The organism is Myxococcus sp. MISCRS1 (assembly GCF_026626605.1).
Lineage (GTDB): Bacteria > Myxococcota > Myxococcia > Myxococcales > Myxococcaceae > Myxococcus > Myxococcus fulvus.
The window spans coordinates 9,301,330-9,327,053 of the sequence record NZ_JAPNKB010000001.1; the positions used below are offsets into that span (position 1 = coordinate 9,301,330).

General features: G+C 72.3%; 12 protein-coding genes, 1 pseudogene and 1 riboswitch. Of the genes and pseudogenes, 10 read left to right on the top strand and 3 right to left on the bottom strand.

All coding sequences use genetic code 11. The features are described 5' to 3' along the window. Positions 1 to 28: 28 nt before the first annotated feature. The 7 genes from OWM54_RS37415 to OWM54_RS37445 all read left to right on the top strand — a co-directional run bounded on the left by OWM54_RS37415 (position 29) and on the right by OWM54_RS37445 (position 16,758). On the top strand, positions 29 to 3,355 hold the full coding sequence (locus OWM54_RS37415) for a response regulator (RefSeq protein WP_223752011.1): 3,327 nt from the start codon (positions 29 to 31) through the stop codon (positions 3,353 to 3,355). Continuing rightward, positions 3,352 to 5,199, top strand: a complete 1,848-nt coding sequence (locus tag OWM54_RS37420) for a sensor histidine kinase (protein WP_223752010.1) — start codon at positions 3,352 to 3,354, stop codon at positions 5,197 to 5,199. The genes OWM54_RS37415 and OWM54_RS37420 overlap by 4 nt, the downstream gene beginning before the upstream one ends. Before the next feature lie 36 nt (positions 5,200 to 5,235). Continuing rightward, positions 5,236 to 6,204 carry a FecR domain-containing protein gene (locus OWM54_RS37425; protein ID WP_267700477.1) on the top strand — a complete coding sequence of 323 codons (969 nt, stop codon included), beginning with the start codon at positions 5,236 to 5,238 and terminating at the stop codon, positions 6,202 to 6,204. Between the two features lie 75 nt (positions 6,205 to 6,279). Beyond that, a riboswitch (cyclic di-GMP riboswitch) is annotated at positions 6,280 to 6,360 on the top strand. A gap of 93 nt (positions 6,361 to 6,453) precedes the next feature. Further along, positions 6,454 to 8,127, top strand: a complete 1,674-nt coding sequence (locus OWM54_RS37430) for a hypothetical protein (protein ID WP_267700478.1) — start codon at positions 6,454 to 6,456, stop codon at positions 8,125 to 8,127. A gap of 52 nt (positions 8,128 to 8,179) precedes the next feature. Beyond that, complete coding sequence (locus OWM54_RS37435; RefSeq protein WP_267700479.1) at positions 8,180 to 10,078, top strand: hypothetical protein; 1,899 nt, start codon at positions 8,180 to 8,182, stop codon at positions 10,076 to 10,078. A 68-nt stretch (positions 10,079 to 10,146) separates the two neighbouring features. Then, on the top strand, positions 10,147 to 13,686 hold the full coding sequence (locus OWM54_RS37440) for a flagellar motor protein (protein ID WP_267701200.1): 3,540 nt from the start codon (positions 10,147 to 10,149) through the stop codon (positions 13,684 to 13,686). Between the two features lie 9 nt (positions 13,687 to 13,695). Next, the gene (locus OWM54_RS37445) at positions 13,696 to 16,758 is read left to right on the top strand and encodes a hypothetical protein (RefSeq protein WP_267700480.1); all 3,063 of its coding nucleotides are present in this window, start codon (positions 13,696 to 13,698) and stop codon (positions 16,756 to 16,758) included. 9 nt (positions 16,759 to 16,767) lie between these two features. On the opposite strand, the gene OWM54_RS37450 is transcribed toward OWM54_RS37445, so the two are convergent. Continuing rightward, entirely contained in the window at positions 16,768 to 18,171 is a 1,404-nt protein-coding gene (locus OWM54_RS37450) for a response regulator (RefSeq protein ID WP_267701201.1), read from the bottom strand. A 13-nt stretch (positions 18,172 to 18,184) separates the two neighbouring features. On the opposite strand from OWM54_RS37450, the gene OWM54_RS37455 reads away from it, so the two are divergent. From OWM54_RS37455 to OWM54_RS37465, 3 genes are all read left to right on the top strand, one after another. Next, positions 18,185 to 18,571 (top strand): VOC family protein, encoded by a 387-nt coding sequence (locus OWM54_RS37455; RefSeq protein ID WP_267700481.1) that lies wholly within the window; start codon positions 18,185 to 18,187, stop codon positions 18,569 to 18,571. 54 nt (positions 18,572 to 18,625) lie between these two features. After that, entirely contained in the window at positions 18,626 to 20,038 is a 1,413-nt protein-coding gene (locus OWM54_RS37460) for a general secretion pathway protein GspE (RefSeq protein WP_267700482.1), read from the top strand. Positions 20,039 to 20,151: 113 nt separating this feature from the next. Next, complete coding sequence (locus OWM54_RS37465) at positions 20,152 to 22,044, top strand: hybrid sensor histidine kinase/response regulator (protein ID WP_267700483.1); 1,893 nt, start codon at positions 20,152 to 20,154, stop codon at positions 22,042 to 22,044. An 87-nt stretch (positions 22,045 to 22,131) separates the two neighbouring features. Here the strand turns inward: OWM54_RS37465 and OWM54_RS37470 are convergent, their stop codons facing one another. Both OWM54_RS37470 and OWM54_RS37475 read right to left on the bottom strand, forming a co-directional pair. After that, positions 22,132 to 24,231 (bottom strand): protein kinase domain-containing protein, encoded by a 2,100-nt coding sequence (locus OWM54_RS37470; protein WP_267700484.1) that lies wholly within the window; start codon positions 24,229 to 24,231, stop codon positions 22,132 to 22,134. Positions 24,232 to 24,309: 78 nt separating this feature from the next. Next, positions 24,310 to 25,661: pseudogene (locus OWM54_RS37475) on the bottom strand (trypsin-like peptidase domain-containing protein). Positions 25,662 to 25,724 lie beyond the last annotated feature (63 nt).

A 25,724-nucleotide genomic window follows, 5' to 3' on the forward strand; every position in this document is an offset into this window, starting at 1 on the left:
ACGAACTCGACGTACAATTCCGCCCGCTTTGTCCGAACTCCGCCACACGCTGCTCTTCGTCGACGATGAGGCCGACGTCCTGGACATCCTCACCCGGATGTTCCAGCGCCGGTATCGCGTGCTCACGGCCCTGAGCGGGCAGGCCGCGCTGGAAGTGCTTCGCCGGGAGACGGTGGACGTGCTCGTCACGGACCAGCGGATGCCGGAGATGACGGGCATCGAGCTGGCGGCGACGGCACGCGCCGAGGGCTTCGACGTCACCACGCTCCTGCTCACGGGCTTCACGGACCCCGATGACCTCATCGCGGCCATCAACCAGGGGCAGGTGTACCGCTACATCACCAAGCCCTGGGACGTGAACGACCTGCTCATCACCGTGAAGAACGCGGTGGAGTACACGCAGCTGCGGCGCGACAAGGAGCGGCTCATCCGCCAGCTCCACCAGCGCGTGGAGGCCCTGTTCGTCCTCTACGAGGTCAGCCGCGCGAGCGCGAATGATCCGGCCAGCTACGACAACATCATCGACCGCGTGCTCATCGCCGTGGCCAGGGTGCTGCCGTACGACTGCGGCGCGGCGCTCATCGCCCCGGACGAGTCGCGCAGCGCGACCTTGCGGCTGCGCTGTCACGGCACGGTGGGGGAGCAGGCGCTGCTGGGCGTGAAGGAGTCGATGCTCGGCGCGTACCGCAAGAGCTCCGGCCTGCTCCTTCCGGAGGACCGCGTCATCACCCGCGTGGCGGGCACGACGACGCAGGACGCGGCGGCGCCGGCGGTCTACCCCAGCCAGCTCACGGTGAACCTGGTGGCCGGCGGGCGTCCGGTGGGCATGCTGTCGCTGTTCAGCCAGCGCTCGGACGCGTTCACCGAGGACGACGGCGTGCTGCTGGACGTGCTCGCCAACCAGACGGCGGACGCCATCCAGTCCTTGCGCTCGGCCGAGGAGGAGGCCCGCCACCGCATGGAGCGGATGGTGGAGTCCATGGCCGACGGCGTGGTGCTCACCGACGAGAAGAACGACATCGTGGTGATGAACCCGGCGGCGCGAAGGCTGTTGCACGTGGGGGACGACCCCGCGGAGCACACCAGCCGGATGATGGAGGAGCGCCTGGGCTTCCAGCCGTTCCACCTGGTGCGCGGCTGGGAGTACAGCGGCACGCAGGTGCTGCGCGAGGAGGTGAAGCTCTTCGACCGGCACGTGCAGACCACCACCACGCCGGTGGGCGACGCGCGCGGCACGCTGCGCGGGGTGTGCGTGGTGCTGCGCGACATCACCGACCAGAAGCGCCTGGAGGAGCGCAAGGACGAGTTCGTCTCCATGGTGAGCCACGAGCTGCGCACGCCGCTCACGTCCATCTCCGGCGCGCTGGACCTGGTGCTCAACTTCATGGCCGGCGACATCAACGAGCGGCAGCGCCGCTACCTGTCGCTGGCGCGCGACTCCACCGAGAAGCTCAACACCATCGTCGACGACCTGCTGGACCTGTCGAAGTTCGCCAAGGGTCGGCTGCGGATGAACTTCGAGGTCGCGTACCTGGACGAGCTGGTCCAGCGCGTGGTGGAGAAGTACGGCCCGGCCTTCGACGAGAAGCGGGTGAAGGTGACGCCGGGGCTGCCGCGCCACCCGCTGCGCGTCATCGCGGACCCGAACCGGCTCAACCAGGTCCTCAACAACCTGCTCAACAACGCGGTGAAGTTCACGCCCGAGGGCGGCGAGGTGCGCGTGGAGCTGCACGCCACGTCCAGCCTGCCCGGCTACGTGGTGCTCTCCTGCTGGAACAGCGGAGACCCCATCGCCGAGGACAGCCTGGAGCGCATCTTCGACCGCTTCGAGCAGGCGCGCACCAAGGCCAACCGCACCGTGCGCGGCACGGGCCTGGGCCTGGCCATCTGCCGCAACATCGTGGAGGCCCACGGCGGGCGCATCTGGTGCGAGCCGTGCGTGGACGGCGTGCGCTTCATGGCGGTGCTGCCCACCGAGCCTCCCGCGGAGCTGCGGCAGTCGGACGACGCCGCCGAGGCCCAGTCCCCCAAGCGGCGCGAGAGCCGGGGGCGGGTGCTGGTCATCGAGGGCGAGCACGAGGTGGGCTACATCGCCAAGGCGCTGATGTCCGCGCGCGGCTACGAGGTGCGGCTCGCGTTCAACGCCGAGGAGGGCCTGTCCAGCGCGCGCAAGCACCACCCGGACATGGTGCTGGTGTCCGTGCGCCTGCCGGACGTGGACGGCCTGCGGCTGGCGGAGATCCTCCGGCACGACCCGGAGACGCGGCGCGCGCCCTTGCTGCTCACGTCCGCGTTCGACGAGCGCCAGCGCGCCTTCCGCGCCGGCGCCGACGCGTTCCTGGTGCGCCCGCTGACGCCGGACAAGCTGCTGGCCACGGTGGACTCGCTGGTGCGCGGCCGCGCGGGCCCGGCGCACGGGCGCGTGCTGGTGGTGGACGACGACTCGAAGATCTCCGCCATCTGTCGCGAGGTGCTGGAGAACATCGGCTTCGACGTGGCGGTCGCGGGCTCGCTGGAGGAGGGCCGGCGCGCCCTGCGCGAGCGCAGGCCGGACGTCATCCTGCTGGACGTCACGCTGCCGGATGGCGACGGGTTCCTCTTCCTCGAGGAGATAAAAGCCGAGCGCGCCAGCGGTCACATCTCCGTCATCTTCATCTCCGCGCGCGCGGAGACGTCCTCGAAGGTGCGCGCGCTGAAGCTGGGCGGCGACGACTACCTCACCAAGCCCTTCGACGCGCTGGAGCTGGGCGCGCGGGTGGAGAGCGTGCTGCGCCGCAAGGAGCAGGAGCTGTCGGCCTCGCCGACGACGCAGCTGCCGGGCTCCACCGCGATTGAACGCGAGGTGCAGCGGCGGCTCATCGCCCGGCGCCCCTTCGCCTTCTGCTACCTGGACCTGGACAACCTCAAGGCCTACAACGACTACTACGGCTTCGCGAAGGCGGACGGCGTCGTGCGTCAGACGGGCGACCTGATGCGTGAGATCTTCGCGCAGGAGGGCGTGGCCGGGGACTTCCTGGGCCATGTGGCCGGGGACGACTTCGTCTTCATCGCCTCGCCGGAGTCGGTGGACCGGGTGTGCCAGACGGCCATCGAGACCTTCGACCGCATCATCCCGCTCTACTACGACCGGCAGGACCGGGAGCGGGGGCACATCGAGGCGGAGGACCGCTTCGGGGAGCGCCGGCGCTTCCCCATCATGAGCGTGTCCATCGTCGCGGTGATGACCGACGGCACCCAGGACCACGCGGAGCTGGCCCGGCGGGCGGCCGACATGAAGAAGCGCGCCAAGGCCATCCAGGGCTCCGTCTACCTGCGCAGTGACCGCGAGCAGGTGGTACGCTCCGTCGCCGGGTGAGGCTCTACCAGCAACTGGTCCTGTTCATGCTCGCGGCGACGGTGCTGCCGCTGGCCGCCGTCGGCTTCCTGTTGCTGTCGCGCGCGGAGGCGGAGCTCGTCGCCCGCATCGACGCGGAGCAGCGCACGCAGGCCGCCGCGGCGGCGGAGGCCGTGGGCTCCACCCTCATGGAGGTGGTGGACGCGCTGGCGCGCTCCGCGGAGCTCATCGACTGGCAGGCCGCCACGGAGGCGGAGACGGTGGGCGGCCTGCGGCTGCTCTACGGCCAGTCCCAGGCCGTGAGCGCCGTGCTCAAGCTGGACGCGCGGGGCCAGCCGGTGGGCGCGCCCGTGTTCCGACCCCGGGATACGGAGGGGCACCCCGGTTTCCGTGAAACGGGGCTCGAGCGGATGGTGGGCTCGGTGCCCGTGCAGCAGCTGCGGGGCGGCGGCAAGGGGCAGGCGGCGCTCGGCGGCGCGTACGTACACGCGGAGAGCGGCCGCGCGGCGGTGGCCGTCGCCGTGAAGCTGGCCGAGGGCGAGGACGCGCCGTTCGCGCTGGCGGAGGTCGTCTTCGGTCCGCTGGAGGCCGCGCTGCGCCGCCGTCCTCCAGGCGCGCTGGGGCGGGTGGACCTGGTGGACGAGGAGCGCCGGGTGCTCGCCAGCTCCGAGCCCGAGCGGCGGATGGTGACGCTCTCGCCGGAGGTCGCCGCGCACCTGCTCGCGCCCACGGCGCCGGAGCCGGACGTGGTGCGCAGCTTCCGGCTGGAAGACCCGCCGCGCCGGGTGAGCGTGGCGCGCGTGTCGCGAGGCCTGCGCTTCGACGTGGTGGTGGAGGTGGACGAGGCCGCGGCGCTGGCGCCCGTGCGGGCCATGCGGCGCACGGTGCTCTTCTCCATCGGCGGCGCGCTCTTCGTCCTGTTGGGCCTGGGCGCGCTCTTCACGCGGCGGCTCAACCGGCGGCTGGAGGACGTGGTCCAGGGCGCGGAGGCCTTCGGCCGGGGGGAGCTGGACAAGCGCGTGAAGGTGGAGGGGCAGGACGAGCTGAGCGAGCTGGCCAACACCTTCAACCGCATGGGCGCGGAGCTGGAGGCGGCGCGCGCGCGGATGCTGCGATGGAACGACGAGCTGCGCGTGCGCGTGGAGGAGGCCACGGGTGAGCTCAAGAGCGCCCAGGCCCAGCTGCTCGAGGCGCAGAAGCTGGCGGCGGTGGGACAGCTGGGCGCGGGCGTGGCGCACGAAATCAACAACCCGCTGGCCGGCATCCTCGGCAACGTGCAGCTGCTCATGCTGGACCGCGGCTCCGCGGACCCCGACCTGGATACGCTGCGCAAAATCGAGCAGAGCGCCAAGCGCTGCAAGGAGATCACCCAGAACCTGCTGCGCTTCTCCCAGCAGCGCGAGCGTCCGGACCTGCGCCCCGTGGACCTCAATGCCGTGGTGCGCGATGCGCTCAGCCTCACCGAGCACCAGATCCTCAGCGACGGCGTGACGCTCGAGACGAAGCTCGCGCCCGGGATGGGCCGCGTGCGCGCGGACCCCGGCCACCTGTCGCAGGTGGTGCTGGCCCTGTTGTCCAACGCGCGCACCGCGATGATGAAGTCCCCCACGCGCAGGCTCACGCTGCGCACCGGTGAGCGCGACGGGCGCACGTTCCTGGAGGTGGAGGACACGGGGAAGGGCATCCCCGCGGACATCCGCCCGCGCATCTTCGAGCCCTTCTTCACCACGAAGGATGTGTGGTCCAACGTGGGGTTGGGCCTGAGCGTGTCGTGGCGCGTCGTGACGGAGGCGGGAGGAACACTCAGCGTCCGCTCGGAAGTGGGGCAGGGGGCCTGCTTCACCGTGGAGCTGCCGAGGGCCTGAGCATCCCACGCGGCCTGTGATAGCTAGGAGGACTCCATGGCCGAGCCCCGCACCCATCGGCGCCAGACGCCCTTCTACGTCGGCCTCGCGCTGATCCTCGCGGCCCTGCCCCTGGGCTGGTTCCTCTTCCTGCGCCAGCCTCCCGCGCCGCCGACGCCGCCGCCCCCGCCCGTCGTCCCCGTGGTGGCGCCGGTGGTGGAGAAGGCGATGGAGCTGGAGCTCACCGAGGTCACCGGCACGGTGGAGGTGAAGGAGGGCAGCGGCGCGTGGCGCAAGGCGTCCGTGGGCATGGCGCTGAGGCGCCACGACAAGGTGCGCACGGAGGATGGCTCGTACGCCGTGCTCATCGGCGGCGAGGCGGTGGAGTTCCGCATGGACCCGGGCACCGAGGTGTCCGTGGAGGACCTGACGAAGTCCGCGTCGCGCCTGTTGCTCGCCAGCGGCATGGCCACCGCCGTGGTGCGCCCCGGCAAGCGTCACACCTTCGAGGTGAAGGCCGCGCAGAGCGACGCGGTGGCCACCCTGCACGAGTCCGGTGCCTTCACCATGAGCAACAACGGCCAGGGCACCGTGGCCGTGGGCACGCGCGAGGGCGAGGTGACGCTGCTGGGGCAGGGCAAGGTCGTCATCGTCCGTGCGGGCCAGCAGTCCGTGGTGCGCCCCGGACAGGCGCCGTCCGAGCCCGCGGCCGTCCCCACCAGCCTGCTGCTCAAGGTGGACTGGCCCTCCGAGCGCACGCGCCGGGAGAAGGAGCTGCTCGTGCGGGGTCAGACAACGCCGGGCAGCCGCGTGCAGGTGAACGACGTGCGCGTGCTCGCCGACGCGGAGGGCCGCTTCGAGCGCAAGGTGAAGCTGCGCGAGGGCGCCAACACCGTGGACGTGCGGGCCGTGGGCGTCGGTCGTGTCGAACAACGCGAGCAGGCCGAGGTCATCGTCGACACGCGCCCGCCGCCGTTGAAGACGGACTCGGACATCTGGAATCAGGCGAACGATTCAAGCCCCTGAAACCCCGAGCGTCCTGGCAGGCGGTCGGCTTGACCCCTGGCAGGGGGTCTCCCTAGACTTCGTCGCGAAGTCATTCCTGTTCAAGGGCAATCCAGGGCGAAAGCCTTGGTGCGCAAAGCCGCGGGGCCCGAAGCAAGGCCGGCCGTGGTTGCCGTGGGGAACCAGCTCCGGGGAGGACTCCGGGCCCACTGCTGCCTTGTGCGGGCATGGGTCTGTGGTTCCAGCGTCCTTCCGGGAAGGTGGTTTCCGATGCTGCGCGCTCTGTCCCTCATGACGTGCCTGCTCCCTGCCTTGGCCTCCGCGGACACCCCCGAAGTGGGAACGCTGTCCGGCTTCGCCAAGGTGGTGAACGACAGCCCCGGAGACCAGACGGACCCGCACGTGAGCGGCGCGCTGGTCGCGTATACGAGCGAGTCCGGAGGCCGCAGCGAGATTCGCTACCACGACCTGGTGTCCGGCGAGGACGCGGCCATCCCCAACGAGGGCGCGTTCGACTTCGTCTCGGACATCAGCGGGGACACGGTGGTCTTCACCCGCGTCAGCGCCTCCAGCGCCATCTACACGTACCAGGTGGGCGCGGGGCTGCCGGCGCGGGAGCTGGCGCCCCAGCCGGGCAGCAGCCGCAGGGCGGCGGTCATCGGCGGGCGCACCGTGGCGTGGCAGGACTTCGGCTTCACGGGCAGCACGCTCGAGCCGGAGATCGCCCTCTACGATTTGGACCAGGGCACGCTCACCCGGCTCACCGAGGACCGGATGTTGGACCGCACGCCCGCGGTGGCGCCGGACGGCCAGACGGTGGTCTGGGCCAAGTGCAACGCGGAGGGCCTGCAGTGCGACATCTGGCGCGCGCGGCGGGAGGGCGCCGCGTTCTACTCGCAGGCGCTCACCGGCAGCGAGGGCGAGGAGTCCCAGCCGGACACCAACGGAGAGCTCGTCGTCTACGCGAGCACGCGCACCGTCGACGGGGTCTCGGACCGGGACATCTACTGGAAGCCGGTGAACGGCGGCACCGAGCAGCGGCTCGCGCTGCCGGGCCTGGATGCGAACCCCAGCATCAGCGGCTCGTTGATCGCCTTCGAGCGGAGGGACCCGACCAAGGGCGACTTCGACATCGCGCTGTACAACCTCGACACGCAGACGCTGTACCTGCTCACCGACTCGCCGGACAACGAGAACCTCAACGACCTGAGCGTGTCCGACGACGGCACCGTGCGCGTGGTGTGGACGGTGTCGAAGAACGGTGACTTCAACGTGCACAGCTTCACCTTCCAGCTCACTCCGGATGGACCGTGCGATGTCGCGCCGACGGCCTCTCCCGCGCCGACTCGGACCGCGGAGGAGGTGTGCAAGCAGCCGGGGAAGACGCCGCTGCTCGCCGCGCTGGAAGTCGCGCGCACCACGGGACAGCCCAACGCCGTCTCGCTGGGGTTCCATGGCAAGGGCGCGGGGGTGATGTGTGTCGACAACGGCTACAGCGGCGAGCGCGCCACGTCCGGTTGGGTGTGGCTGGACGGGCGTGAGATTGTCGACCCGTCCCGTTTCAAGCCCACCGTGGCACTCGTGGCGCGTGACGTCACGCTGGGCGGAAACACGTGGCTCGCCGCGCTGATCTCCGGAAATCCAGGAAGCTCGTTCCGCATCCGCGTGTACGGCACCGCCTCCGAGTGTGGCGCGACGGTGTCGCCCGCGGGCTCGCAGCAGGTCGCCGGGCAAGCCATCACACCGATTTCCCTCACGGTGGGTGGGGTGTCATCCCTGACCTTCGAGCCGGGCGAAGATGGGCGGGGCTTCGGGTGCAGTACGAGCGGAACCACGTCCGGGGCGGTGGGGCTGGTGATGTTGGCGTTGTGGCTGGCGCGGCCTCGGCGCGAGCCGGTGTTGGTTTCGCGGAAGGAGCTTCGGAGAAGGGGAAGCAGCCTGTAGACTTCCGTGCGTCCTGAACCGTTTTCATCCCCCAGTTCTCCTGCTGCTATGCGTGTGCGCTGCCTCGGCCTGGGCCGACACGCTCGAGCTGCTTGGACCGTCATCGGCGGTGACGCCCGATGGTTTCCCGCTGGCGCTGGTGCGCAGGGATGCCTCGGGTACGCCCGTGCCGTGGGTGGGCAAGCCGGTGGTGACAGTGGAGGGCGCGGAGCTTCGGCCAGGTGACGCACGGCCGCCGCTGGGCACGTACGTCGTCGTGCCTCGGCCGGGGGCTCGGGACGTGGTGGTGCGCGCGAAGGTGGATGGGCTGGAGGCGCAGGCGCGCTTCGTGTTGGGGCCGCCGGCCACCGAGGTGCAGCTGGCGCTGGAGCCCGCCGCGCCGGTGAAGGGGCGCGACAAGGAGGCTCGGCTCACGGTGAAGCTGCTGCGGCCGGACGGCACGGCCGACGACAGCGGCGCGCCGCCCGTGGTGCGCGTGAGCACCGGACGGGTGGCGGACCTGGAGCGGGTGGAGCCGGGCACGTATCGCGCGCGCTACATCCTGCCGGACACGCGCTACCCGGAGGTGGCCATCCTCGTCGCGTTCTCCGCGTGGCCCAGTCCGCAGTCCGTGCACGGTGCCTATGGGCGCGTGCTGGTGCCGCTGGCCGCGTCGGTGAACCTGCCGGGCACGACGGAGAAGGACGCGCGCATCTCCATCGAGATCGCCGGTGAGAGCTTCGGCCCGGTGACGGCGGGGCCGGACGGGCGCTTCCGTCTGCCCATCGTCGTGCCGCCGGGACATCGCTTCGGCAAGGGGAGCGTGGTGGACCGGGCGGGCAACGTGCGTCGGGAGAGCATCGACCTGAACCTGCCGCCCACGGATGGTCTGGCGTGTGTGCTCCAGCCGCAGCGGCTGCCGGCGGATGGGGTGTCGCGAGCGCGTCTGGTGTGCGCGACGAGCGACCCCTTGGGCAAGCCGGTGGAGGACGCGAAGGTGACGGCGCAGGCGCGGCGGGGAACGCTGTCGAATGGCACGCGCGCGGCGGGCGGCATGCTGGAGTGGCTCTACACCGCGCCCAAGACGCTGGCGGATGACGAGCGCATCGAGGCGGCGTGGCCTCAGCGTGGCGCGGGCTCGAAGGAGAGCCTCGCGCTCCAGCTCGCGCAGGGGCCCGCGTCGGAGCTGACGATGTCCGTGGCCGACCCGCTCGTGCACCGTGGCTCCCGCGTGGACGTGACGGTGGGAGCGCGGGATGCGCTCGGCAGGCCGCGTCCCGGGGTGATGCTGGCGCTGGAGGCGCCCGAGGGGGAGTTCTCCGTGGCGCAGGAGACCTCGCCGGGGCAGTTCTTGAGCACATGGTCTCCGCCGGCCTCGGGTGGCGAGGAGTCGGTGGCGCTGCGTGCGCGGGCCTGGGGGCCGTTGGGCAGTGAGCCCGCGCGCATCGCGGTGTGGTCTCGCGGTGGCGAGCTGTTCGCGGGCGTGTCCGACCTGGCGGACCAGCCGGTGCCCTCACAGCCGCTGCGCGTGGACGGGCATCCGCTGACGACAGGCCCGGATGGCACCGTGTCCCTGGGCGTGTTGGCGCCGGGCGCGCACGTGGTGGCGCACGGCGTGTGGACGGGGCTGGTGCGCACGCTCCATGTCCTGACGAAGGACGGACAGGCGTACCCGTTGGATTCGCCGCTGGTGCCCGAGCCGCTGACGCAGACGGTGCGCGTGGCGCCCGAGGTCCCCGTCAACGTGCGGCTCCGCGTGGAGGGCACGCGCGTGACGTACTGGCTGGAGGACGCGAAGGGACACACGCTCGAGGGGCGGCGGGTGCATGTCTCGCTGTCGGAGGGCGCGCGGGAAGCCGAGCAGGTCCGCGAGGGCCGCACGTCCTTCACGGTTCGCGCGGCCACGCCGGTGAGTGTCTCCGTGGCGGACGTGGAGACCGGCGTCACGGCGCTGGCCGAGGTACGACCGTGAGACGCTCGGGCCTGGGCCTCCTGCTGGTGGTGTTCTGGGCGGGCCTTGCCCGGGCGCAGGGCGCGTCGATGGACGTGCCGTCGCTGGCGTCGACCATCGCCGGGCGCGTGTGCCAGGACACGGATGGTGACGGACGCTGTGGCGCGGACGAGCCTGGCATCGCGCAGGTGCGCCTGGTGCTGGCGACGGGACGCGAGGTGCTCACCGATTCGCACGGGCGCTTCCACCTCACCGGCGTGGACGCGCGCGTGCCGGAGGTCACCCGAGGGCTGCACCTGCGGCCAGGGCGTCATCGGCTCAAGGTGGATGCGCGCTCATTGCCCGCGACGAGTCAGGTGACGCCGGAGGCCGCCACGGTGGAGGTGCCCTGGGGCGCCGTCGTCCTCCAGGACTTCGCGGTGCGCACGAGGCCCGCGTCGGCGTCGTCGCTGGGGCTGTCCTTCGAGCGCGCGCCGCCGGTGGCGAGCGTCGCGTCCGGCGAGGGCGCGGTGCTGTTCCGGGTGGCGGGGCAGGCGTCCGTGGGGGACCACGTGCGCGTGGGGGCCGCGGAGGCGGAGGTGGATGCGCGCGGCGGTTGGAGCGCGCGGGTGCCGCTCATCGCGGGCGCCAACGAGCTGGCCATCACCGCGACGGCGCCGGATGGCTCGGTGCGCCTGTATCGCCAGCGCATCGACGTCGTGCAGCGCGCCGAGGGCTGGCTGGTGGTGCCCAGGCCCCTGGAGCTCCTGGGCTCGGTGCGCCTCCCCGCGGCGCGTGACGAGCGCGCGGCCACCGGCGTCGCGCGAATGAAGGTCGAGGCCCGCGAGGGCACGCTGGTTCGCGGCGCGGGGCAAGAGCCCCTGTTCGTGGGGCCGGAGGGCTGGGTGGAGGTCCCCGTGACGCTGTCCCCGGGCCTCAACCGCGTGCCCCTGGTACTGGCCCCGCCGGGCGCGAGCGAGCGCGAGCTGCTGCTGGACATCCAGGCGGAGGCGCGGCCCTTCGCGGTGGCCCTGCTCGATGTCGAGGTGTCGTTCGCGCCGGGAGACAGCGACTGGCAGCTGCGAGGGCGAGGCTCCGCGCACGCCGAGCTGCGCCTGGGGCCCGTGGACGTGGTGGGCGAGGTGGACCTGCGCGACACGGACGCGCGCACGCTGCGCGGCAAGGAGCTCCCGGACTGGCTGCGTCCCCGGGTGCCCGAGCGCTTCGAGCGCGTGGCGGACCCGGACTTCTCTCCGGCGGAGTGGGGCGATGACTCGGTGTCGCTGACGCCGAACGCCTCCGAGGCGCGCCTGCGCGTCGAGGCCCGGCACGCGGAGCATGGCCGCACGGGCCTGGGCACCTATCGCGCGCTGGTGCAGGACCGCGAGGTGGGCCGCTATCACCGTCCGCTCTTCGGTCCCTACGCGGAGCTGGCGACGTCGGCCGACGCGCGCGACGGAGCGCTCCGGGCCGGCGTGGACGCGTTCGGCGGAAGCCTCACCGACCCGACGCGAGGGCTCGCCGCGGTCCCCGCGCACGAGGAGCTCCGCGCCACGGGCGGCAGCCTCTACTACCTGGGCGCGGTGTCGGTGGCGGAGGGCTCGGAGCTGCTGCGCGTGGAGGTGCGCGACGGTGTCACGGGCCTGCCGCTGGCGGAGCGGCACCTGGTGCGAGGTCGCGACTACGACATCGACTACTTCGCGGGCCGCATCCTGCTGTCCCGGCCGCTGTCGTTCCTCGCGAGCGACCCCTTCTTCCGGACGGACATGGTGACGCAGGCGCCGGAGCCGGTGCTCGTCGCGGACTACGCGGCGCTGCGCTCCATGGACACCGAGGACTCCGGCGGCGGTGAGCTGTGGGCCGAGTGGAAGGGTGCCCGCGTGGGGCTCGCCGCGGTGCGGGAGGGGCGCGGCGAGGGCCGACCCTACACGCTCTACTCCGGCCGGGCCTCGGCGCGTGTCGGTGGCTACGCGCTGGAGGCGGAGGGGGCTTCCAGTCGCGGCTCCGCGGTGGACGCGGGGCTCTTCGGCGTCTCGGATGATGGCGGGCTGAGCTATCTGCGTCCGACGGGCGCCGTCGCGACGGGCGGCGAGGCGCTGGGCCTGCGGCTGCGCGGTCCGGGGTTCTCCGGCGATGGCTCCGTGGATGCGTCCTACCGCTGGCGCGCGCGGGGCTTCTCGGATGGCGCGCACCTGGACGCGGCGCGCTTCCAGCAACTGGCGCTGAGGGTGCGTCAGCCCCTGGGCCGACTGCGCCTGTCGCTGCTCGCGGATGGACGTCAGTCGGCGGACCCGCGCGAGCCCTTCGTCGACCATCCCTTCTCCGCGAGCACCGTCGGCGCGAGCGTGGGGTGGGAGGAGGCCGACTGGGGCGTGAGCGTGGAGGCGCGCGACGCGCGCTTGAAGGCGGCCGAGGTCGTGGGGCAGGGCGAGGCGCTGACGGGAGGCCGCACCTCCGTGGGTGTCGCGGGCCGCTACCGGCTGCTCGAGGGACTGTGGCTCCAGGCGTCGCACCGCCAGAAGCTGGCGCTGCATGGCGCGGGGCCCGGTCGGGTGGATGACACGTTCAGCGCGGCGGGCGTGGACGTGGCGCTGGGCCGCGACACGCGCGTGGACGTGCGCGGCGGCTGGGGGCCGGACCTGGGGCCCCGGGCCTGGGCCAACGTGGAGTCGCGTCGTGGCGCGGACGTGTACTACGGCGGCTACTCGGTGGACGTCGACGGGCCGGACTTCGGCGCGGGCCGGACGCTCACGGGCGCGCGCACGGAGCTGCCCGACAGCGGCACGGCGCTCTTCGTCGAGGAGGTGGGCCTGCATGATGCCTCCACCCTCCGCATGTCTCGCGCGGTGGGCTTCCAGAAGACGGTGCTCGACGGCTTGAGCGTGGGCGCGCGCTATGAGCGCGGCGTGCGCAGCCTGCTGGACCTGGACCCGCCGCTGCGGCGCGACGCGGGAGGCGTCTTCGGCCAGCTGCTCCTGAGCCGGCTGCGACTGGAGGGCCGCTTCGAGCTGCGTCGCGAGAAGGGCACGCCGGAGCGAGGCGCGACCGAGGCCGTGGACCGGCTGCAGACGGTGGTGGCGCTGGCGGCGGAGGCGGAGCTGCCGCGCGACGTGACGGCCTCCGGCCGTGTGGACTTCGCGCGCACCGTCAACGACGACGCGCTGGAGGCCCGGCTGCTGGAGGGCTACGCGGCGCTGGCCTGGAGGCCCGGTCCGTGGCTGGTGGTGGCGCGCTACGGTGTCACCCGAGAGCTGTTGCCGGGGACTCGGGCCGCGTTCGGAGACAGGGCGCTGCAGATCCTCTCGCTGATGCCCGCGGTGCGCCTGGGCGACCGGTTCTCCGTCGCGGCCGGGCTGCACGCGGGGCGCAGTGAGCTGCGGGGCTCGTCGCGTTGGGTGTGGACCGGCACGGTGCGTCCGGCGGTCCGGGTGGTGGGGGCCGTGGAGGTGGCGGCGGAGGCGGCGCGCAGGACGGCCTCCCTGGACGGAGAGCGGCTGACGGCGGTGCGGGCGGAAGTGGCCTATCGGATGGATGAGCGACTCCGGATGGCCGTGGGGTACACACTGCTGGGCTTCAGCGGCTTGGGTCTGGCCACCGAGTCGTCGGAGAATCAGGACCGGCTCTACCTGCGGGCGGAGCTCGCCTACTAGGAGTCTCGCGTGCGCGCCGGCATCCTCATCTGTCTCTGCGTGGGAGTGTCCGCGGTCGCCTCCGCGGAATGGAAGGTGGGGCCCGGCGTGCCCGGAGAGCCCCGGGACGTGCGGGCCTGGGGCCATGAGCGTGTGGCCCTGGCGCACTCCACGGGCGCCGAGCTCTTCGAGAACGAGGAGCAGGTGGCCTTCCGCTTCCTGTCTCCCGCGGTGGGCACCTTGCTGACGTCCACGGGCTGCTTCGCCGGCGTGCACGCGAATGGAACCCTCTACGCGTACGACAGCTGCCTGCCCGACTCCAAGTTCATCCCCGAGATTCCCACCTCCACCGTGTTCGATGTGCGCCGGGTGATGCAGACGCAGTCGGGGAGCAGCTACGCGGCCATCACTGTGGACACGAACGAAATCCTGGTGCTGGGCGCGACGCCGTCCGGCACCGGTGTGCTTCCCTGGAACACGCGCATCCTGCAGACGAGCCAGTTCAGGGCGACCTCGGTGATGGGGGTGACGGACACGGCGGGCGCGGTGCCGCACGCGCTCCTCCAGGTCGTCGGGCCGCCCAACCTCATCTACGTGCGCGGCGACCAGCGCCTGGCGGAGTTCAGCGTGCCCACCGCGCTGACGACGCTCCCGTTCCTGACGCTGGACCTCTTCGCCACGAGCGGTCCCCATCCCGTCGCGCTGCTGGGCAACCAGGACGGGCTCTTCCGGGGGCAGCTCACGTCGGGCGTGCCACCGAACGACACGTTCCAGCGCGTCACCCTGCATGGCTCGGGGCCGGTGAGCATCACGTCCGTGGACGTCACCACCGAGCAGGGCAGCGCCCGGGGGACGGGCTTCGGTCTGGCGGTGGGCGTCGACAGCAATGGGGAGCCGGTGGTCCTGGGCGCGGTGCCCACCGCGAGCGCGGCGGACTCGGGCACGACGTGGCGCATCCACCCCGCCTTCGCGGGCGCGTCGCTGCCCGTGTCGGCCCCGTTCAACCAGGTGTCCTGCGTGGACCCGACCTTCTGCGTGCTCACGCTGAGCAACATCGAGCCGAACGTCATCTACTACTCCAACGCCGCGGCGCCGGTGTTCGGCTCCTTCCCGGACCCGGTCCTCATCGACGAGCGCACCACGCGGACGCTGGACATCACCGCCACGGACCCCGACGGCGACGCGGTGCGCGTCTCCGTGGACGCGGCGCAGTCGACGCTGAACGTCAGCGCCACGCCTCGTCCGGACGCGGTGACGCTGACGCTCACCGCGCCCGAGGTCTGCGAGCCGACCACCACGCAGCTCACCGTCTTCGCCGCCGACGGCCTGGGCACGCATGACCGGCAGACCACGGTGAACGTGCGTGTCGAGAACACGGCGGGGCCCGCTACGCCGCGCGTGCAGCCCGCCCAGGCCTCGACGAGCGCGGGAGGCCCCTCGCGCGTCTTCACCGCGTCCCCCGGCGCGGGCTTGTGCGAGTCGGTGGACTACGTGTGGAGCTCGCCCCCGGGCCAGCCCGTCCTGGTGACCGAGGGCAACGGTGGCAGCGCCACCTTCGTGCCGCCGGAGTTTTTGTGCGCGGCCTCCGGCGCGCGCTACACGTACGAGGTCCGCGCGAGGGACCGGGGCCAGACGCCTTCGCCGCCCACGACGTTCAGCGTGGACGTGCAGCCCTGGGGCCGTCCTTCGGCGCCCTTCGCGCCGGACGCGGTCCGCCGGTTCACCTCGGGCGAGAGCGTGGAGGTGCGTCCGGACTTCCTGCACCCGTGCGCCGGCACGCAGGCGCTGCCCGAGGTGCAGACGGTGTGGCGGCTGGCGGACGGGAGCACCACCGTGCCTGCGGGGCTGACGGTGCGGGATGACGCTGGCTCCGCCGTCGACCTGTCCGCGCCCGTGACGGCGCGCGCGCTCCAGGTGTCGGCCGAGGGCTGCGCGAGCGCCTCGCTGACGTTCTCGGTGCGCAACCACCTGTCGCTGCAGGACGGGACGGTGCTGGAGGGGCCGGAGGCGTGGGTGAAGGTGGAGGCGGCGCCTGCCCCCGAGGACGTCTCCGCCGCGAGCCTGGACCTGTCGATGCAGCTGTCGGGTGGCCAGGACGCGGAGGCGCGGCTGGGCACGTCGCTGCGCTGCCCGGGCGTCCACGCGCTCAAGGCGCGCATGTTCCTGGAGTCCGCGTCCGGCGAGCCCATCGCCTCGGACGTCGTCCCCGTGCCCGGGGTGTGGCGCTTCACGCTCCCGGCGGTCTGCTCGCAGACGCCCTTCACGGTGCGCGGCGAGCTGTTCTCGGACGGGCCCACGCCCGTCGAGGCGGGGCGCGCGCGAGAGACCTTCACGGCGCAGGCGCGTCCGGTCGCGCTGGGGGAGCTGGACGGTGAGGCGCTGGTGGCCCGGTGTGGCGAGGGCGCGACGGCGCGGCTCACCCAGGAGATTCCCGCCGACGCCTGCAGCGAGGTCAGCCTGTCGTGGTCGCGCGAGTCCGGCCCGGCCCTCACGCAGGACTCCCTGTCGGGCCCGAGCGTCACGCTGAGCACGCGGGAGACGGGGCTGCAGGACCTGGTGGGCGAGTCCCTCACCCTGCGCGTCACCGCCAGCGCGAGCGGCGGCGGTCAGGCGGACCGGGTGCACTCGGTGCCGATTGTCGCGGACCCCTTCGTCGACGTGCGCCATGAGACGGAGGCCGCCGCGGGACAGGAGACGGGCCTGGTGGGCGTGGTGGTGGCGCTGCGCAACACCACCGCGTGTGACGTGACGGGTCTGAGCTACGTCGAGCACGTCGAGGGCATGGACGTGGTGCCCGGCAGCGTGCGCGTGGAGGGACAGTCGCTCGCGGAGCAGGCGACGGAGGGCGGCTTCTCGGTGGAGGGCGTGTCGCTCCCGGCCCACGCGCAGCGCACGCTGACGTACGTGGCCCGGCCCCGGCTGTTGGGCTCGTCGCGCTTCAGCGGCGAGGTGTTCCTCAAGGGCGTCCCGGTGTCGGGGACCCTGGACCGTGAGCCGCCGTCGTCCTGTGGTTGCTCGCAGGGCGGCTCGGGTGCGGCGCTGTTCGGCCTGCTCGCGGTGGCTCGGCTGCTGCGCCGTCGCCGCGAGGGCTGACGGGGCGGCTCAGAGCCCGAAGGAGATGCGGTGACGGCGGCTGGGCGTCTCCGGCCGCTCCTCCAGCACCCCGAGCAGCTCCAGGCCCCGCAGCGTGGCGAGGGCCTGTCGCTCCGACACGTCCACCAGCGCGAGCAGATCCTCCACCGTCTTGCTCCCGTCGGCGTACGCGAGCAGCAGGGCCTGTGGACCCTGCAGCTTCAGCTCGTGCAGGCCGTACGGCGGGTCGGCGGTGGGGAAGAGGCGACGTCCGGCGGACATGCGCTGGCGCAGCGCGACCAGCGTCTCCGTCTTCTCCACGCCCTCCAGAATCAAGTCCCCCGGGAAGACGGACAGCTTCACCAGGTCGGCGCGCTGGGGGCGCATCGCGCTGAACCCGTACGCGCCCTCCGTCCAGGGGAAGGTGGACCAGAGCAGCTCGCGCACCTGCTCCTCGAGCAGCTGCTTGCGCCGGCCCGCGTCCAACAGGCCCAGGCGAATCATCGCCTCGCCCGTGCGCAGCCCCTGCTCCTTCGCGACGGTGGCGACCTCCGCGAGTCTCGCCTCGTCGAGCGCGCCCCGGCGCACGCAGAAGCGGCCGAAGCGCTCATGGGCCAGATTGGAGGCGGCGTACACGATGCGGCCGGACTCGAAGTAGACGACCTTGAGCACGGAGCCCTGGCGCAGCTTCAGCTCGCCGTGGTGGCGCGACTCGTAATAGGCGTTGAGCAGCCGCGCGACGGACGTGTCCTTCAGGTCCCCCGCCAGCGACCACTCGGGCAGGGCGCGCCGGGCCTTCGCGGGCGCGGGCGTGGGGGACGCCTGCTCGCCGGACCACACCTTGCCCCGGTGGGCGAAGGGCAGGGGGAGCGCGGGCTCCTCGCTCTCCAGGCCGGGCAGCGGCGCGGAGTCGGGGATGGCCTGCATGGGCGAGCCGGTCTCCCCCGCGTCCTCCGGGGTGGGCATCAGCTCCTCCAGCACGATGAGGTCCGCGTCGTCGAGCAGCACGTCCTGCGCGGCCGCCTCGTCCACGGGGGGCGGGGCTCGCGGCACGGGCTCGAAGCCGCCGGCCTTCTCCAGCGCCTCCAGGACCTGGATGAGCTCGAAGGGCTTCTCGAAGAAGCCGCGGGCGCCGTGAATCTGCACGGCCTCCTGCGCGAACCGGTCCCCCTTGTAGACGCCGCTCACCGCGATGGCGGGGATGCCATGGGCGCGCAGGGCGCCGAGCACCTCGCTGCCCCGGATGTCGGGCAAGAGCAGGTCCACCAGCGCCGCGTCCCAGCGCGTGCCCGGGCTGAGCGCCTCCAGGGCGGCCTCGCCCGTGTGCACGGCGCGCGCGTCATGGCCCCGGCCCTGGGCCGAGGAGACGATGAGGGAGGCCAGCTCGTGGTTGTCCTCGACGATGAGCAGTCGCGCCATGGGCGGGCGGACCATACCATCCGGCCCCATGAACGTTCAGGGCTTCCACCACGTGGCAATCCAGGCGAGGGACGTCGAGCGGGTGACGGCGTTCTACAGGGACTTGCTGGGCTTTCCCGAGCTCGCCCGGCATCCGAGGCCGGACGGCACCTTGAGGAGCATCTGGGTGGGCGTGCCCGGGGGCGGCTTCCTGGCCATCGAGGCGTCGAGCGGCGAGCCCGAGGGGCGCCCCTTCCGCCACGAGCACCCGGGCCTGCTCCTGCTGGCGTTCCGCATCGCCCGCTCGGAGCGGGAGGATGTGGTGTCCGAGCTTACTCAGGCGGGCGTGACGCTGGAGCACCAGACGAAGTGGACGGTGTACGTGCGAGACCCGGAGGGCAATCGCGTCGCGCTCAGTCATCATCCAGAGGACTAGGCGAGGGCGGCGGCGTGCTTGCGGAGGGGGATGGGGCACGGCTACAAGCCCGGCATGCGCCTGGGTGAACAGCTCCTGAAGGAAGGCCTCGTCACCGCCGAGGGACTGGAGGAGGCGCTCGAGGCCCAGGTGGTGCACGGCGGCCGGCTCGGGACGAACCTGGTGGAGCTGGGCCTGTTGTCCGAGCAGGACCTGGCGAAGACGCTGGGCGCGCTGCACAACGCCGCGTTCGCCTCCGGGGAGATGGTGCCGGACCCGAAGGCGCTGGAGCTGGTGCCGCCCAACCAGGCGGACGACAAGGAGCTGCTGCCCATGCGGGTGGACGCGACGCGGCTGAGCGTCGCGGTCGTCAACCCGCACGACTTCACGACGCTGGACGCGATTGCGTTCAAGACGGGCAAGCGCGTGGTGCCGGTGGTCATCCCCGAGTTCCGGATGAACCAGCTGCTGCGCCGCTACAGCAAGGCGTTCCGGCCCCTCCGGGCCATCGACATGAACGCGGTGCGGCCGCGCCCCAAGCCCGGCTCGCGGGAGGAGGTCGAGCTCGCGAAGTCGCGTGAGAAGCCGCCCGACCTGATGAGCGAGGAGGAGTTCCAGTCCCTCTACGCCCAGGCCCTGCGCGGCGGCGCGGACGGCGACGTCGACATCGAGGTGGGCGAGGAGGAGGTCATCACCGGCGTCGAGGTGCTCGAGGCGCCGCCGATGCCCGTGGCGCCGCCTCAGCCGCAGCGCCCCGTGGCGCCGCCTCCCGTGCAGATGGTGCAGCCTCTCGTGGCGCGGCCTCCGATGCAGGTGGGCGTGCCGGTGGCGCAGCCTCCGATTCAGGTGGGCGTGCCGGTAGCGCAGCCTCCGATTCAGGTGGGCGTGCCGGTGGCGCAGCCTCCGATGCAGGTGGCGCAGATGTCTCCCAGGCCGCCGGTGGCGCAGCCGCCCGTGGCCGCGGCGCCGCCGACGCCGCCCCCTCCCGCGCCGCCGCCGACGCCGCTGTCCTTCGCGGAGGCGCAGGCGGAGCTGTCGCGCAGCCTGGACCGCGAGGACGTGGCGCGCACGGTGCTGCGCTTCGCGATGGGCAAGTGGCGGCGCAACCTGCTGCTGTCGGTGCAGGGCAGCCTGGTGACGGGCTGGCACGGGATGGGCTCCGGCGTGCGCGAGTCGGCGGTGCGGCGCATCGGCGTGGCGCTGCGGGAGCAGAGCACGTTCCGGCTGGTGCGCGACACGCGCTCGCACTACGTGGGCCCGGTGCGCCGGGACGCGGCGATGGCCGTGTTCTACAAGCTGCTGGGCGGGGGCTTCCCGACGACAGCGGTCATCCTCCCGCTGCTGGTGCGGGGCAAGGTCGTGCACCTGCTCTACGTGGACAACGGCCCGGACCAGCTCACGCCGCCGGACGTGGGCGAGTTGATGATCCTCTCGCAGAGCGTGGGCCGCTCGTACGAGGCGATGATGCGTCGTCGCAAGAGCGCGTAGCGTCGCGCGGGATGAGCGAGACCGCGACGCGTGTTCGTGGTGGCCGCGAGATGGCGTCGTGAGAGGGCGCGCGCCGCGTCGGCATGACGGGTGCGGCGTCTCGGGAGCAAGGCTTGGAAGACGATGGCAACCACAAGACGGGGAGCGACCAGGCGCAGCTGCGCGCGCTCCTGGCCGCGATGGAGGCCGCCCACCAGGGTGACTTCTCGCGGCGCGTGCCCGTGTCGGGGACGCATCCGTTGCTGGACCGCATCGCGGAGACGTTCAACGCCGGGGCCGAGCGCTTCGTCCTGCTCACGCGCGAGGTGACCCGCGTCTCCCGAGAGGTGGGCTTGGAGGGTCGGCTGGGGAGCCTGGTCGACGTGCCGGATGCGTCGGGGGCGTGGCGGCAGCTGGTGGACGGCGTGAATGTGCTCGCCAGCAGCTTCACCGTGCAGGTGCGCGACCTCATCCGCGTCAGCGGCGCCGTGGCGCGGGGCGATTTGACGCAGACGCTGGAGGTGGATGTCCGGGGCGAGTCGCTGGAGCTGAAGACTATCGTCAACACGATGGTGGAGCGGCTCACGGACTTCGCGCGGGAGGTGAACCGGGTGGCCCGGCAGGTGGGCGTGGAGGGGGCGAGCACGGACACGGGCGCCTCCGGCGTGTGGAAGGACCTGACGGACAACATGAGCTTCACGGAGAAGCTCGCGGTGGCGTCACGGCACAAGAGCGAGTTCCTGGCGAACATCAGCCACGAGCTGCGCACGCCGCTCAACAGCCTGCTCATCCTGGCGAAGGTCCTCTCGGAGGACTCGGACCATCGGCTGGGGCCTCGCGAGGCGGAGTACGCCCGGACCATTCACGCCTCGGGCGTGGACCTGCTGGACCTCATCAACGACCTGCTGGACCTGTCGAAGGTGGAGGCGGGGAAGCTGGAGGTCGTCGCGGAGGAGGTCGCGCTGGCGGAGGTGAAGTCGCTCGTCGAGCGGGACTTCGAGCACGTCGCGGACCAGAAGCGGTTGGGGTTCGGCGTGGTGTTGTCGGGTGGGCTGCCGCGCTCCCTGCGGACCGACTCGATGCGGCTGCGGCAGGTGCTGAGGAACCTGCTGTCGAACGCGTTCAAGTTCACGGACGTGGGGCGGGTGGAGCTTCGCGTCGCGCCCGTGGCGAAGGGGCTGTTCCACTTCGAGAGCGACGTGCTCAACCGCGCCGAGGCGGTGCTGGCGTTCAGCGTGGCGGACACGGGAATCGGCATCCCTCAGGACAAGCTGCAGCGCATCTTCGAGGCCTTCCAGCAGGCGGAGGCGGACACGAGCCGCAAGTACGGCGGCACGGGGCTGGGCCTGTCCATCAGCCGGGAGCTGGCGCGCCTGTTGGGCGGAGAGCTGCAGGTCGCGAGTGAGTTGGGGCGCGGCAGCACGTTCACGCTCTATCTGCCGGACGTCTACGTGGGCGCGGAGGTCGGGGGGCGCGACGCGGTGGTCGAGGCGGGCGTCGGCTCGCCGATTCATCTGGAGGCGATGGAGTTGTCGGCGACCGACTTCGCCGGGGGCTCCCGGGAGGATGCGGAGTCGGAGGTGGCTGGGTGGGAGCCGGTGGACTCGCGTGAGGCGCTGATGCGTCAGGAGGCCTTGCTCGAGCGGCCCACGCGGCACCGGGTCCTCGTCGTGGACGACAACATCCGGGAGGTGTTCTCGCTCATCAGCGTCCTCGAGTCGCGAGGGCTGGAGAGCTTCCACGCCGAGAGCATGGGGGAGGCCCTGCGCGTCCTGTGGGACTCGCCCGAGGTGGATGGGGTGGTGCTGCTCGTGCCCATGACGGACGCGGGCTACGACGTCCTGCGGACGATGCGGAAGGACGCGCGCTTCGGAGCGCTGCCCATCGTCGTCGTCGCGTCGCAGCTGACCGACGAGGAGCGGGGACGGTGCCTCGCCGCCGGCGCGAGCGACTACGTGGCCCGCCCCGTGGATGCCCACCGCATCATGGAGTTGCTGAGGCTGGAGCCGCGTCTCGGCAGGTCGTGAGCGGCGTGGCCTGCGTCGCGATGCCCCCACCGGTTCGCCGCGCGCCCGCGCTGTCGGCGCGCGGCTTCGGTGGGGACCTCGGGTGAATCACTCCTCGGGCGGCGCCTCGAAGTCGACGTCGAACGAGATGCGCTGGCCGGGCTCGACCTTGAAGGTCTTCTGCCAGCGCGCGCCGTTCGCGATGACGAGGAGCTGGTGGGTGCCCTCGTAGACGTCCTGCTCCTCGACCGGCGCGGCGCCGATGAGCCGTCCATCCAGGGTGACGATGGCGTCCTTGGGCGCGCGCACGTTGAGGAAGGCCTTGTTCAGGTAGAGCTGCTGCGCGTTGCGCCCGTTCGCGGGGATGGTGAACGTGCGAGACAGCTGGATGCCGAGCACCGCGTTGGTCAGCGTGAACACGTGCCGTCCCGCCGGAAGCGACACGCTCAGCGGCGTGCGCCCGAGGAAGCCGCCCGGATAGGACACGTCCACGCGCGGGTCGACGGTGAGGTCCAGGTAGCCCATCGCGATGGCCTGGGCGCCCGCGTCCGTTCCCGCATCCGTCCCCGCGTCGCCGTCCACTGCCGCCTGCGCCACGGTGGCGGGGCCGGCGTCCTCCAGCGAGGCCTCCACCTGCGTGGGCAGCCGCTGGACGATGACCGCCGCGCCCGCGAGCGCCAGCGCGGAGCCGACACCCACGATGGCGAGCCAGCCGCGCGAGGACTTCCTCGGCGCCGCCGCGCCCGGAGGCACGGGGCCGGCCGCGGTGGCGGTCGCGGGCTGGGTCGACGAACCCTGCGCGCTCGTCGCCACCGGCTGCCGCGAAGGTGCGCCGACGACGGGAGCGCTGCCCGTGCCCTCGGAGGACTTCGTCACCACGGCTGTGGGCTCGGGGGACTTCGCGGCCACGGCCGTGCTGTCCGTGGGCTCGCCCGCCTTCGCGGCCACGGCCGTGCTGCCCGTGGCTTCGGCGGCCGTGCCGACCGTGGGCGCGCTTCCAGTGGCCTCGGCGGCGGGGGACGCGCTGCTCGCGGGAGCCGAGGCCGTGCCCTCCGTGCTCACGGCCTGGGCCGCGCTCGTCGCAGCCGTGCTCGCGGGCTCCTTCGCCCCCTGCGCGGAGGAGGGCTCGGCGATCTGCACCTCGCTGCTTCCCCCCGACACGGCGGCCAGGATGGACAGCTGGCCCTGCATCGCCGGCCAGACCTTCGGGATGATGGAGGCGGGCAGGGCGCCGGTGGCGAGGAACTCCGCCACGGCCGGGGGCGGCACGCCCGTCTTCTGCAGCACGTCCGCGATGCCCGCGTCGATGACCCGGCGCCGCGCCGCGCGGGCCTCGTTCTCCGGCGGGAAGAGCTTGGCCAGGTAGTCGGCGAGCAGCGTGTGCGCGGGCAGCGTGCCCACGGCCTCGACGATGGCCTCGCGGAAGGCGTGCGCGGAGGCGTACCGGTCATACGCGCGCTTCGCCGTCGCCTTGCGCACCACCGCGTCCAGCTTCAGCGGCACGTCCTGCGACATCGTCGGCAGCGTGCGCGTGAGCGTGGCCTTGTCCGGGTCCGCGTTGTCCTTGAAGGGCATCTTCCCGGAGAGGCACTCGTGCAGCACGAGCCCCAACAGGAACACGTCCGACTGGACGTTCACCGCCTCGCGTCCGCCGAGCAGCTGCTCGGGAGCGCTGTACGCGCGGCGGTTCTTCACGCGCTTTCCGTCGCGCTCGCGCGGGGCCACACTCAGCGCGCCGTAGCCCGTCACCTTCGTCAGGCCGCTGAAGGAGACCATCAGCGTCTCCGGCCGCACGTCGCCGTGCACCAGCGGCGTGCCGTCGTCGTTGCCGGCCATGTGCGCGTAGTGCAGGCCCGTGGCCGCGTCGGCCGCCACCAGTGCGGCCAGGGGCGGAGGCAGGCGCGGGCTCGCCTCCAGCACGCGACGCAGGGGCTCGCCGTCGGCGAACTCGGTGACGCGGGCCAGTCCCCCGTCCTGGGCCGCGAGGCTGTGGACGCGGAGGATGTTCGGGTGCTCGAAGACGAGCGCGCGGCTCGTCTCTCGCGTCAGCTTCGCCGTCAGCTCGGGGCTCTGGACCACCTCCTGGGGCGCCCAGATGAGGACGACAGGACGAGGAGGCAATCCATCTTCCAGGGCGAGCCCCAGGAAGGCTCGGGAGCCCGCCCCGGCGAGCAAGGGTCCAAGGGACAGGTAGCGCACGGTGCTCATGGGGCACGCATGCTAGTGCGAGATGCGCGCCCTTCGAAATCCGAGGAACCCGAACCCCAGCTCGGTCGGAGGGCAGCCCTACAGGCTCTGCCCCGTGTCCTGCTCGAAGGGCAGGGTGATGTGATAGCCGTAACGGCCCCGTCTCACGAGCAACAGGACGCTACGTCCGCGACGCGCGGTGAGCAGGGCCTCCTTGAAGGCGTCCGCCGTCGTCACCGGCTGGTTGTTCACCCGGAGGATGGTGTCCCCGGGCTCCAGCCCCACCTCCGCGGCCGCCGAACCCCCTCTGACGCCCGACAACGTCAGCACGCCCCGGTTCTCCTTCACCCGCAGTCCCAGCCTGTCCCAGGCGAGCGCCTCCACCATGCGCGCGGGGAACTCGGAGGGGGTGACCTGGACGGTGCGCGAGGCGCCTTCACGGAACAGCACCAGCGCGAAGGCGGAGCGGGCGGGGTAGCCGCGCACGCGGGTGTCGAAGTCCTCGGCGTCCTGGATGCGCGAGCCGCCCAGCTCCGCGACGATGTCCCCGCGCCGCACACCGGCCTGGGCCGCGGGGCTGCCGTCCTCCACGGCCGTCACCAGCGCGCCGTAGGAGCGGTCCCACCCGAGCTGTCGGGCCGCGCGCGGCGTCAGGTCCACCGCATCCATTCCCACCCACGCCGGGCGCAGCTTCCCGAAGCGGGTGAGCTCATCGACGATGCGGCGGACCTTGTCGGCGGGGATGGCGAAGCCGATGCCCTGCGCGCCGCCGCCGAAGATGGCGGTGTGATGCCGATGATTTCGCCGTCCACGTTGAGCAGCGGCCCGCCCGAGTTGCCGGGGTTGATGGCCGCGTCCGTCTGGACGAAGTCGTTGTACACGCGGTTGTCGGCGCGGAAGGTGCGCCCCGTCGCGGACACCACGCCCGCCGTCACCGTCTTGCTCAGGCCGAACGGGCTGCCGATGGCGACCACCGTCTCGCCAATCATGAGGTCGGAGCTGATGCCCAGCTTCGCGATGGGCAGCGGCTCCTTCGTCGTCACCTTGAGCACGGCCAGGTCGTTGTTGGCGTCGCTGCCGATGACCTCCGCGTCGAGCGAGCGCCCATCCGCGAGCACCACGTGGATGGTGGACGCGCCCCGGATGACGTGGTCGTTGGTGACGATGATGCCCGTCGGGTCGATGATGACGCCGCTGCCCAGGCCCTGGATCTTCTGTCGCCCGCGCTCGCCGCGCTCGCCCCCGAAGCCGCCGAAGAACTCCTCCAGCGGGGAGCGGCGGCGGAAGCGCGCCTCCACCTCCTGCTCGGTGCCGATGTAGACGACGGCCGGCGAGACCTTCTGGACGACCTCCACGACGGCGTCACGCCGCCGGGCCAGGTCCGCGCTCGCGCTCCCCGTGGCGATGAGCGCCGCCAGCAGGGTTGCCCACCTCATGACTCCACCCTTCATGTCACCCTCCGTGGGCCTCCAGCGGATTGTCCGGCGAAGGACAGGTGGACTGTCGGGAAGCCG

What these genes read in the sequence shown, in the direction of transcription:
- OWM54_RS37425 (WP_267700477.1), top strand. Translation starts at nt 5,236, where the DNA reads ATGGCCGAGCCCCGCACCCATCGGCGCCAGACGCCCTTCTACGTCGGC.
- OWM54_RS37430 (WP_267700478.1), top strand. Translation starts at nt 6,454, where the DNA reads ATGCTGCGCGCTCTGTCCCTCATGACGTGCCTGCTCCCTGCCTTGGCC.
- OWM54_RS37440 (WP_267701200.1), top strand. Translation starts at nt 10,147, where the DNA reads ATGGACGTGCCGTCGCTGGCGTCGACCATCGCCGGGCGCGTGTGCCAG.
- OWM54_RS37450 (WP_267701201.1), bottom strand. Translation starts at nt 18,171, where the DNA reads ATGGTCCGCCCGCCCATGGCGCGACTGCTCATCGTCGAGGACAACCAC.
- OWM54_RS37455 (WP_267700481.1), top strand. Translation starts at nt 18,185, where the DNA reads ATGAACGTTCAGGGCTTCCACCACGTGGCAATCCAGGCGAGGGACGTC.
- OWM54_RS37460 (WP_267700482.1), top strand. Translation starts at nt 18,626, where the DNA reads ATGCGCCTGGGTGAACAGCTCCTGAAGGAAGGCCTCGTCACCGCCGAG.
- OWM54_RS37470 (WP_267700484.1), bottom strand. Translation starts at nt 24,231, where the DNA reads ATGAGCACCGTGCGCTACCTGTCCCTTGGACCCTTGCTCGCCGGGGCG.